The organism is Streptomyces sp. NPDC097981, from assembly GCF_040302565.1.
Taxonomy (GTDB): Bacteria; Actinomycetota; Actinomycetes; order Streptomycetales; family Streptomycetaceae; genus Streptomyces.
Map to the genome: position 1 here is coordinate 1 of NZ_JBEORW010000098.1, position 10,249 is coordinate 10,249.

Annotated in this window: 8 protein-coding genes; 7 read left to right on the forward strand and 1 reads right to left on the reverse strand. The window is 68.1% G+C overall.

The genetic code is table 11. The features are described 5' to 3' along the window. The first annotated feature begins 181 nt into the window (after positions 1 to 181). From ABTY04_RS39195 to ABTY04_RS39215, 5 genes are all read left to right on the forward strand, one after another. On the forward strand, positions 182 to 1,489 hold the full coding sequence (locus ABTY04_RS39195; RefSeq protein WP_352218211.1) for an aminotransferase-like domain-containing protein: 1,308 nt from the start codon (positions 182 to 184) through the stop codon (positions 1,487 to 1,489). A 128-nt stretch (positions 1,490 to 1,617) separates the two neighbouring features. Next, on the forward strand, positions 1,618 to 2,769 hold the full coding sequence (gene dpgA, locus ABTY04_RS39200; RefSeq protein ID WP_352218212.1) for a 3,5-dihydroxyphenylacetyl-CoA synthase DpgA: 1,152 nt from the start codon (positions 1,618 to 1,620) through the stop codon (positions 2,767 to 2,769). Positions 2,770 to 2,792: 23 nt separating this feature from the next. Further along, positions 2,793 to 3,491, forward strand: a complete 699-nt coding sequence (gene dpgB / locus ABTY04_RS39205) for an enoyl-CoA-hydratase DpgB (RefSeq protein ID WP_352218213.1) — start codon at positions 2,793 to 2,795, stop codon at positions 3,489 to 3,491. A 44-nt stretch (positions 3,492 to 3,535) separates the two neighbouring features. Then, positions 3,536 to 4,882 carry a (3,5-dihydroxyphenyl)acetyl-CoA 1,2-dioxygenase DpgC gene (dpgC, locus tag ABTY04_RS39210; protein ID WP_352218214.1) on the forward strand — a complete coding sequence of 449 codons (1,347 nt, stop codon included), beginning with the start codon at positions 3,536 to 3,538 and terminating at the stop codon, positions 4,880 to 4,882. Between the two features lie 121 nt (positions 4,883 to 5,003). Beyond that, on the forward strand, positions 5,004 to 5,774 hold the full coding sequence (locus tag ABTY04_RS39215; protein ID WP_352218215.1) for an aspartyl/asparaginyl beta-hydroxylase domain-containing protein: 771 nt from the start codon (positions 5,004 to 5,006) through the stop codon (positions 5,772 to 5,774). Positions 5,775 to 5,861: 87 nt separating this feature from the next. Here ABTY04_RS39215 and ABTY04_RS39220 read toward each other — a convergent pair whose 3' ends face one another. After that, the gene (locus ABTY04_RS39220; RefSeq protein WP_352218216.1) at positions 5,862 to 7,064 is read right to left on the reverse strand and encodes a cytochrome P450; all 1,203 of its coding nucleotides are present in this window, start codon (positions 7,062 to 7,064) and stop codon (positions 5,862 to 5,864) included. Positions 7,065 to 7,576: 512 nt separating this feature from the next. Between ABTY04_RS39220 and ABTY04_RS39225 the strand changes: the two genes are divergently transcribed. Continuing rightward, positions 7,577 to 7,789: an MbtH family protein gene (locus ABTY04_RS39225; RefSeq protein ID WP_352218218.1), complete on the forward strand. Its 213-nt coding sequence runs from the start codon at positions 7,577 to 7,579 to the stop codon at positions 7,787 to 7,789. Positions 7,790 to 8,033: 244 nt separating this feature from the next. Then, the coding region (locus ABTY04_RS39230; RefSeq protein WP_352218217.1) for an AMP-binding protein at positions 8,034 to 10,249 on the forward strand (2,216 nt) is incomplete at its 3' end.

Sequence of the window (10,249 nt, forward strand, 5' to 3'; positions counted from 1 at the left end):
CAGATCAAGCAGATCGAAGAATTCATGACCTGGTGCAAGGACCGGGACATCAAGGCCGGTCACCTCTACCGCCAGCAGGAATGGCGCTGGTAGTCGACTCGCGTAGTCGCCTCACCACACCCATTCCCCACTACTGAGGTGGACGACCGGACCGGTCGTCCACCTCCCGGGAGGCACTCCCATGGCCGCGACCCGGCTGAAGAAGGAGGAGCTGCACGCCAGCGTCTCTGACCCGGTGCTCGACACCATGAATTTCCTCAATGGGATCACCCACCGCTATCCCGAGGCGGTCTCGTTTGCGCCGGGCCGTCCCTACGACGGATTTTTCGACACCGAGCAGATCTTCTCGCACATTCGCAGATACCTGAGCCACCTCGAGGGGAACGGCGCTTCGGCCGCCGAGATCCGCGACGCGCTCTTCCAGTACGGACCGACCAGCGGCCGGATCCGCGAGCTGATCGCCGACTCGCTGCGCAAGGACGAGAACATCGACGTGGCACCCGAGGCCATCGTGGTCACGGTGGGCTGCCAGGAGGCGATGTTCCTCACCCTGCGTGCGGTCCTCTCGGCGCCCGAGGACGTACTCCTCGTCTCCAGCCCCTGCTACGTCGGCATCACCGGCGCCGCCCGCGTGCTCGGCTTCGAACCGGCTCCCGTCCAGGAACGCCCCGACGGCTTCCACTGCGCCGACCTCGAAACGGTGCTCGCGGCGGAACGTGCACGCGGCCGCCGGCCCCGCGCGTTCTACGTGGTCCCCGACCACGCCAATCCCTCCGGCAACACGATGTCGCTCGACGAGCGCCACGCCCTGGTGGCACTAGCGGCCCGGGAGGACATCCTCATCCTGGAGGACAGCCCCTACCGCCTCGTGAGCCCCGGGCCCCAGGAGCCGACCCTCAAGTCCCTCGACCGGGCGCAGCGGGTCGTCCACCTGGGCTCCTACTCCAAGACTCTCTTCCCAGGCGCCCGGGTCGGGTTCGCCGTCGCCGACCAGCCCGTCGTGGACCAGGAGGGGAACACCGGCCTGCTGGCCGACGAGATCACCAAGATCAAGAGCATGATCACGGTGAACACCTCCCCGCTGGGCCAGGCCGCGGTCGCGGGCATGCTGCTCGCCGCCGACGGGCGGACCTCGGATCTCAACACCGAGACAGCCGCCTACTACGGCAGCGCCATGCGGGCCATCCTCCAGGAGCTGGACTCGGCCTTTGCTGCCTCCGACAGGGAGGACGCCGGCGTGCGCTGGAACGAACCGAGCGGCGGGTTCTTCCTGACCGTCGATGTTCCGTTCCGTGCGGACAACGCCGCGCTGGTGCGTTCGGCGGAGGAGTACGGAGTCATCTGGACGCCCATGTCCTATTTCTATCCCCGAGACGGCGGCGACCACAGTCTCCGCCTGTCCGTCAGCTACCTGAGCAACGAAGAAATCGTCGAAGGAGTCGCCCGGCTCGCGCGCTTCATCCGGGAGGAGTCCCGGCGGGCGCGCTGAGCCGCGCGCCGCACCGCGAGCCGAACCCTCATCCAACCCTCACCCACCGTCCGACGGAAAGCGATCGACGTGTTGGCACCACAGTCCCTTGTCCGCAGCAAGCCTCGTATGTGGGGATGGAAATTCCGATGACCATCAGCCTGACCGCTCCCGGCGTTGACGTCTTCGACATACCGGAGTCCGACCGAAGGAAGACCCTCGGCGCGGCCCGGATCACGAGCGTCGCCACCGCCGTCTCCGAAACCTCCTACAGCCAGCGGGAACTCCTCGACATTTGCGCGATCACGGACCCCAGGGTCCGGTCGGTGTTCCTGAACAGCGCGATCGAGCGCCGTTTCCTCACCCTGCCTCCGCGGGCCGAGGACGGCACCCTCCTCACCGAGGCCCAGGGCGAACTCCTCGCCAAGCACAAGCAGGTCGCCCTCGACATGGGCGTCCGGGCGGTGCGCGCCGCCTTGGAGAACGTCGGCCTCGACATCGAGGACATCGACTACCTGTGCTGCACCACCACCACCGGCTTCCTCACCCCGGGCCTGAGCGCCCACCTCATCCGCGAGATGGGCATCTCGGCGAAGACCAGCCGGGTGGACGTCGTCGGCATGGGCTGCAACGCCGGACTGAACGCGCTGAACGCCACTTCGAGCTGGGCCGTGGCCAACCCCGGCAAGGTCGCCGTCATGCTCTGCGCGGAAGCGTGCTCGGCCGCCTACGTGATCGACGGGAGCATGCGCACCGCTGTCGTGAACAGCCTGTTCGGCGACGGCGCCGCAGCGATCGTACTGATCGCCGACTCCCCCGACACCGCCCACGTCGCGGCCGACATACCGGCCTCGCCCGGCGGACCGCGGATCCTGGGCTTCGCCAGCCACCTGATCACCGACGCCATCGACGCGATGCGCTACGACTGGGACGACGACCAGGGGAAGTTCAGCTTCTACCTGGACCCGCAAGTCCCCTACGTCGTCGGCGCCCACGCGGAACAGGTGGTCGACCGGCTGCTGAACAACGCCGGACTGCGCCGCAGCGACATCAGCCAGTGGCTGGTGCACTCCGGCGGTAAGAAGGTCATCGACGCGGTCCGCGTGAACCTCGGCCTGACCCGGCACGACGTCCGCCACACCACAGGGGTGCTGCGCGACTACGGGAACCTGTCGAGCGGATCGTTTCTGTTCTCCTATGAACGACTGCTTCAGGAAGCGGCCACCAAGGCCGGCGACTACGGCGTCCTGATGACCATGGGCCCTGGGTCGACCATCGAGACAGCGCTGGTGCAATGGTGAGCAACGAGCAGATGAAGGATGTCATGAACTCTCCCCTCGGGATCGAAGCGCAGCTCGCGGCGGAGGGCCTGGTCCTCCAGATCGACGGAAGCAAGCCCCTGTCAGCCGAAGCGGTCGCGGCCGTGACCGCCGTCTGCGATAGAGCCGAGGACCGCGCCGACCAGGCTCCGTTGATCGTCCAGGTCTCCGGCGCCCCGACCGAGCCGTGGACCGAGGAGCTCACGGTGTCGCTGGTCAGCAAGTGGGAACGGGCGCTGCGGCGCCTCGAGCGCCTGCCCCGCCCCACCATCGCGATCGCCGAAGGCGACTGCGGCGGGATCGCGCTGGACGCGCTGCTGGCGACCGACTACCGCATCGCCACCGGCTCGGTACGCCTGACGGTGTCCGTCGACAACGGCGCCACCTGGCCGGGCATGGCGGTGTACCGACTCGCCAACCACGGGGTGTTCGCCGCGGCGATCCGCCGGGCAGTGCTGTTCGGCACCCCCATCGAGGCCGCCGACGCGCTCAGCATGCACCTGGTCGATGAGGTGACCGAAGACGTGGCCGACTCCCTGACGCGGACCGCCGAACGGACGGGCGCCGTCCAGGGCAGCGAACTGGCGATCCGACGTCAGCTGATGCTCGACGCCACCACCACCGGTTTCGAGGAGGCGCTCGGGGTCCACCTGGCGGCCTGCGACCGCACCCTGCGACGGGCCGCCTCCGCGGCAGCGGCATGACGGCCGCGGACACGACGTCCAGGCCGGACGAGGATGTGCGCACCGTGCGCGCGGATCTCGGCCGGGCCCGTACGGCGGTCACCCATGCGGCGAAACGCACCGACGACCTGCTGGAAGCGCTGCCCGCCGCGGAACACCGCTCCCCCGAGCAGCGCGCCACCGCTCTGGCGGCGCTCAACGCCACCCGGGCGCTGCGTTCCGCGTTCATGGACGTGCACACGGATGCCGTCTACGACGAGCTGACGGAGGGCCGCACCCGTAGCCTAAGGGTGGCCGAGCTGGCCCGGGCCGCGGCAGCGGCTTTCCCCGGGCTGGTGCCGACCGACGAGCAGCTCACCGCAGAGCGTGCGCTGCCGCAGGCCCACAAGGAGGGCCGTGAAGTCGACCAGGGCATCTTCTTCCGGCACGTCCTGGGCTCGTCGACGGCGGGCCCGCACCTGCTCGACGCGATGCTGCGCCCGACACCGCGCGCCCTCGCCCTGCTCCCGGAGTTCCGGGAAACGGGCAGGGTCGATCTGGCCTCAGTCAGGCTGGAACGCACCGGCGCCGTGGCCCGGCTGACCCTGTGCCGCGAGGACTCGCTGAACGCGGAGGACAATCAGCAGGTCGACGACATGGAGACCGCCGTCGACCTCGTCCTCCTAGACCCTGCCGTGGAGGTCGGCCTGGTGCGCGGCGGGGAGATGACCCACCCGCGCTACCGGGGCAAGCGTGTCTTCAGTGCCGGCATCAACCTGAAGACGCTGCATGGCGGCGGCATCTCCCTGACTGATTTCCTGCTGCGCCGCGAGCTCGGCTACATCCACAAACTGGTGAGGGGCGTCCTGACGGACGACGACACCACGGCCTGGCGGTCCCGCACCGTGGAGAAGCCGTGGGTCGCTGTGGTGGACACCTTCGCGATCGGCGGCGGCTGCCAGCTGCTGCTCGCCTTCGACCACGTGATCGCGGCCGCAGACGCCTATCTCAGCCTTCCTGCCGCCCAGGAAGGGATCATTCCAGGCGCTTCCAACTACCGGCTGACCCGGTCCGTGGGGCCCCGGGCGTCCCGGCAGATCATCCTGGAGGGCCGGCGGATCTTCGCGAGCGAACCGGACGCCCGGCTGCTCGTCGACGAGGTCCATGACCAGAGCGGTCTGGACGCCGCCGTCGAAAGCGCCGTCGAACGCCTTCAGGGTTCCTCGGTGCTCGCCAACCGGCGGATGCTCAACCTCGCCGAGGAATCGCCCGACGCCTTCCGCGCGTACATGGCCGAGTTCGCGCTCCAGCAGTCAGTGCGCCTCTACAGCCCCGATGTGATCGAGAAGGTCGGCCGCTTCTCCGCGGCGTCGGCCGGCTCCACCGGATCGGGTGACTCGGCCGGCTCGGGCGCGAAGCCTTCCGGCGGGTAGCCCCGGCCGGTCGGCCGACCGCCGCGTTCGACGTCCCCACGCAGTCCCACCGCAGCCCGGCGGCGGGCGGGAGTTCCAGCGAACCCCGCCGTCGGGACCACGATTGAATCATGGAGGTACCGTGCCCAACGTGCGGGTCCGCGTCGGCCAGTTCGCGACGAGGCGCATCTGGAAATCGATCACCTGGCTGGAGCGGCGCATGGCGGCGACGTCGCCCGTCGGCGACAAGCCGTTCTTCCCCGACGACACCTTCCCGTGGGCCAAGGTCCTGGAGGAGAACTGGCGCGACATCCGCCGGGAGCTGGACGAGCTGCTGGTGCACCGGGACGAGCTGCCCAACTTCCAGGACATCTCCCTCGCACAGCGCAGCCTGACCCAGGACGACCAGTGGAAGACGTACTTCTTCGCCGGGTACGGCATCGACTTCGAGACCAATCGCGAGCGCTGCCCGCGCACGATCGAGCTGCTGAAGAACGTCGACGGCCTGTCCACGGCCTTCTTCTCGATCCTCGGCCCGGGCAAGCGGCTGCACGAGCACCGTGGCCCCTACAAGGGCGTACTGCGCTACCACCTGGCGCTGAAGATCCCCGACCCGCAGGACGCCTGCGGCATTCGCGTGGGGGGTGAGACGGCCCACTGGGAGGAGGGCCGGAGCATGGTGTTCGACGACACCTTCCCGCACGAAGCCTGGAACGAGACCGACAAGGACCGGGTGGTCCTGTTCATGGACATCGTCCGCCCGCTGAAGTTCCCGTACGCGATCCTCAACCGGCTGGCGCTCAAGTACATCGCCAGTACGCCGTTCGTCCGGGACGCCAAGGACAAGCACTCCGCCTGGGAGAAGCAGTTCGAGACCATGCGCCAGGACAAGGACCGCGCCGGAGCCAGGTGACACCGGTCCCGGTGTCCGCTGATCCCGGCGTTGGGCACGACCGCCCCGGCTCCCCACGGGGAGCCGGGGCGGTCGCGTATCCAGCGGCTACGGAGCGATCAGTTTCACCGGCATGAGCTCCGGTCCGTTGACGACGATCGAGTCCAGCAGCTTCGGCTGCCCGTCGAGTTCGACACCGATCGAGCGGGACAGCAACTCCCTGTACAGAAGCCTCAGTTCAACCCGCGCCAGCATACTGCCGAGGCAGAAATGCTCGCCGTATCCCAGCGACAGGTGACGGTTCGGCTGGCGGGTGATGTCGAACCGGTCGGGGTCATCGAAGATCGTCTCGTCGCGGTTGGCCGAGGGCAGCCAGAAGGTCACCCGGTCGCCGACCTCCACGCGGCGGCCGTGGATCTCCGCCGGGCGCACCGCGGTGCGCATGATGTGCGTGGCGGTGGAGGTCCAGCGCAGGATCTCCTCGACGGCCGCCGGCAGGAGCGACTGGTCCTCGGAGAGGCGCTGCCACTGCTCGGGGTGCTCCAGGAGGGCGAACATGCCGCCGGCCGCGGCGATCCGTGTGTTCTCGGTGCCCCCGACGAGCAGGTTGTTGCAGTTGAGGATGATGTCCTCGGCGCTCAGCGGCTTCCCGTCCACGCTCGCCGTCGCCAGCACGCTCACCAGGTCGTCGGCCGGATCGTCCGCCTTCTCCTCCTGGAGTTCCTCGAAGTATCCGAGGATGTCGAGGTGGGCGTACCTGCGGGTGGCCGCGTCCCCGGCGCCGAACGCCTGGCTCGTCAGCGTGTAGAGGCGGTCCCAGTCGGACTGCGGAACGCCCATCATCTTGCAGATCACGTACAGGGGCACGCGCGCGGCGATGTCCGCCACAAAATCGCAGCTGCCCCGCTCCAGGGCCTCGTCGATCACGCCGCGCGCGACGTCCTGCATCTCCGCCTCGATGGCGCGCACCGACCGGACCGCGAACCACTTGTCGACCAGTCCGCGGAGCTGCCCGTGCCGGGGCGCGTCGGTGAGGGCCAGCGTGCGACCGCCGCCCGGGTCGGCCCCGTGGTCCGCCGGCCGCAGGAGGATTCCCTGGGCCGAGCTGAAGGTCTCCGAGTCGCGGTACGCCGCGCGGATGTCGTCGTACCTGGTGAGCGCCCAGAATCCCGGCAGATCCGTGGGTGGGTGCCAGTACATGGGTTCGTTGGCGCGGAGCCATCGCCACTGCACGAACGGGTCGCCATCCGAATAGAGCGTGGGATCCACCAGATTGATCTCCGGCGGCTGATCGGCCGTCTCACTGCGCATGCGGATGCCTCACAAGTCTTCTGGATTACAAGAGCAGGAATGCGATAGGTATACGACGCATCAGAGTCGATGGAGGTATGCGGCTTCAAGCCCGTTCGTGCTTCTCAAGGGCGGAGCGGATGGGCATTCCACTAGGAGGGTTTCACGGGGGCACACGCCTTGCCAAGGCGTCAACATCGTGCGATAAGCGCGACGTTGCTACACCGGGCGGGACCCGACGGCCACCCCGGAGCGGGTGTCCAACTGCGGCGACAGCGCAGTTGAACTGTGTGCCCCGCCGTGCCGAGTCTCCCGCTCATGGGGAAGGAGCCGCAGGTCGGAGGCTTCCCGGCGGTCCCTCCGGAACCGGGGCCCGGAGCATTGAGCAACTGCGCCGGCCTGGGTCATAGTGAATCACCACCGCAGCCAACCGATTCGGCCTTATGTCGCCATGTGCGCACCGTCCGAAGGAAATTGCGCTGGTGAGAGCCACTGAAAATGCGTCAATGTCATTGCCCAGAGAGGACAACGTGATGACGAATCCGTTCGACGACCCCGATGCCAACTACCTGGTCCTGGTTAACGATGAGGGTCAGCACTCGCTCTGGCCTGTGTTCGTCGACGTACCGGAAGGCTGGAACAAGGTTTTCGGGGAGGCCGGACGCCAGGAGTGCCTCGATCACATCGAGCAGAACTGGACCGACATGCGCCCCAAGAGCCTGATCGACGCCATGCAGGCCAAGTAGTACCCGTAACACGACTAGTACCGATGGCGCAACCGTTGGTACCTGTAGCGAAGCAGTTAGCGGTAGCACGGCGGACCCGGGATCGGCAGTGGCCGGTCCCGGGTATCCGCTGCGATGAGAACTGCCCTGAGCACGGCGACGATCGCCGCTCGGGAGACATGTGATCTGCCGGCCGTATCGGCCCAGATCGCCCAAGAAGCGTGAACCACCAGGTCACAGCTTTGATCCAGAGAGCTGGGCGGTAATGCGGCATGCCCTGAAGGCGGCGGGCCCTGCTGTTCCAGTCGATGACTCGAACCGATTGGAGTGTGCGGGGATGGCTGCGTCTGAGGGCGAACTCCGGGAACTGATGGCCGGACAGCTCGCGGTCTGGTACGCACAGCAGCTCGCGCCGGACAATCGGGGATTCAGCATCGCCGAATACTTGGAGATCAGGGGCGCGGCCGATCCCGAACTGCTGGTGGAGGCCGCGCGGCGCAGGCTGCGCGAGGCCGAGAGCCTGCGCCTGCGCGTCCGCCTGGTCGACGGAACGCCCTGGCAGTACGTGCACGACGAGCGGGACTACCCCGTCGACGTCGTCGACGTGAGCGCCGACGCCGACCCGCGCACGGCCGCCGAGGACTGGATGCGCGCCGACCTGCGCCGCCCGGTGGACCTCGTGGGCGCCCCGCTGTCCACCAACGCGATCATCAAGCTCGGCGACGATCTCTACTTCTGGTACACCCGCGTCCACCACCTGGTGATGGACGGTCTGGGCGGAATGGTGCTCGCCACCCGCGGCGCCGAGATCTACAACGCGCTCCTGGAAGGCCGCGCCCTTGAGGCCGGCGCCCTGGAGCCGGTGTCCGTACTGCTCGATGCCGACCACGCCTACCGGAACTCCTCCGAGACCGAACAGGACCGCCAGTACTGGAACGCCGTCCTCTCGGACCTGTCGCAGGAGACCCTCACCGGCAACGCCGGCCGTGCCCGCCGGGCCAAGATCGCCCCGACCCGGTACACCGACGGCATCGGCACCCAGGGAGCCGCCGCCCTCAAGACGGCCGCGCGGCGCCTGAAGACCAACATGACCGGGCTGCTGATCACCGCCGCGGCCCTGTACGAACACCGCGTCACCGGCGCGCGGGAGGTCGTGATCGGCGTGCCCGTGCGCGGCCGGGCGGGACACCGGGAAGCCGGAATCCCCGGCATGACCTCCAACATCATCCCGCTCCGCCTGACGATCGACCCGCGGACCACGGTCGCGGACGCCGTCCGCCAGACCTCTCGCGCGGTCCGCGAGGGCCTGCGCCACCAGCGGTACCGCCACGAGGAAATCCTCCGCGACCTGAAGATGGTCGACCGCGTCCTGTGCGGGCTGCACATCAACGTCATGTCGTTCGACTACGACCTCCAGTTCGGCGATGCCCCCGCCACCGCGCGCAACCTCTCCACCGGCCCCGTCGACGGCGTCCGGATCGACGTCTACGACCGGTCCGGCCTGCAGATCAACGTCGATGCGAACCCGGACGTCCACGACCCGGCATCGGTCTCCGATGTACTTCGACGCTTCCTGCACGTGGTGAATTGGCTCGGCACGGCGTCGCCCGAGGAACTCGTAGGCCGGGCCGACCTCCTCGATGAGGCTGAGCGGCATGAGCTGGTGTCGGGGTGGAATGACACGGCGGTTGAGTTGCCGGTGGGGTCGCTGGGTGGGTTGTTCGAGGCTCAGGTGGCGCGGTCTCCGCATGCGGTCGCTGTGGTGTTTGAGGGTGTGGAGGTGTCGTATGCGGAGTTGGATGAGCGTGCGAACCGTCTGGCGCGGGTGCTGATCGGCCGTGGTGTGGGTGCGGAGTCCGTGGTCGGGGTGTGCCTGGAGCGTGGTGTCGACCTGGTTGTGTCTCTCCTGGCGGTGGTGAAGGCGGGTGGCGCGTATGTGCCGGTCGACCCTGATCTGCCGTCGGAGCGTGTGGGGTTCATGCTGGCGGACTCGGGTGCGGCGTGTGTGGTGACCTCGGGTGTGCTGGCGGGTGTGCTGCCTGAGGGCACGGCTGTGGTGGTGCTGGATGACCAGGCGACGGTTGCGGCGCTGGCGGGGGTTTCGGGTGGTGTGTTCTCGGGCGCGGAGCGGGGTGAGGTGCTGCCTGGGCATCCGGCGTATGTGCTGTTCACGTCGGGTTCGACGGGTCGTCCGAAGGGTGTTGTGGTGTCCCATGCGGGCATCGTGAACCGGCTTGGGTGGATGCAGTCCCGGTATGGGCTGGTGTCTGGTGAGCGGGTGTTGCAGAAGACGCCGTTCGGGTTTGACGTGTCGGTGTGGGAGTTCTTCTGGCCGTTGCTGGAGGGTGCGTCGCTGGTCGTGGCGCGTCCTGGTGGTCATCGTGACCCGGGGTATGTGGCTTCGCTGGTGTGTGAGGAGGGTGTGTCGACGGTGCACTTCGTGCCGTCGATGCTGGAGGCGTTCCTGCGGGATCCGGCTGC

What these genes read in the sequence shown, in the direction of transcription:
- ABTY04_RS39195 (WP_352218211.1), top strand. Translation starts at nt 182, where the DNA reads ATGGCCGCGACCCGGCTGAAGAAGGAGGAGCTGCACGCCAGCGTCTCT.
- dpgA (WP_352218212.1), top strand. Translation starts at nt 1,618, where the DNA reads ATGACCATCAGCCTGACCGCTCCCGGCGTTGACGTCTTCGACATACCG.
- dpgB (WP_352218213.1), top strand. Translation starts at nt 2,793, where the DNA reads ATGAACTCTCCCCTCGGGATCGAAGCGCAGCTCGCGGCGGAGGGCCTG.
- ABTY04_RS39220 (WP_352218216.1), bottom strand. Translation starts at nt 7,064, where the DNA reads ATGCGCAGTGAGACGGCCGATCAGCCGCCGGAGATCAATCTGGTGGAT.
- ABTY04_RS39225 (WP_352218218.1), top strand. Translation starts at nt 7,577, where the DNA reads ATGACGAATCCGTTCGACGACCCCGATGCCAACTACCTGGTCCTGGTT.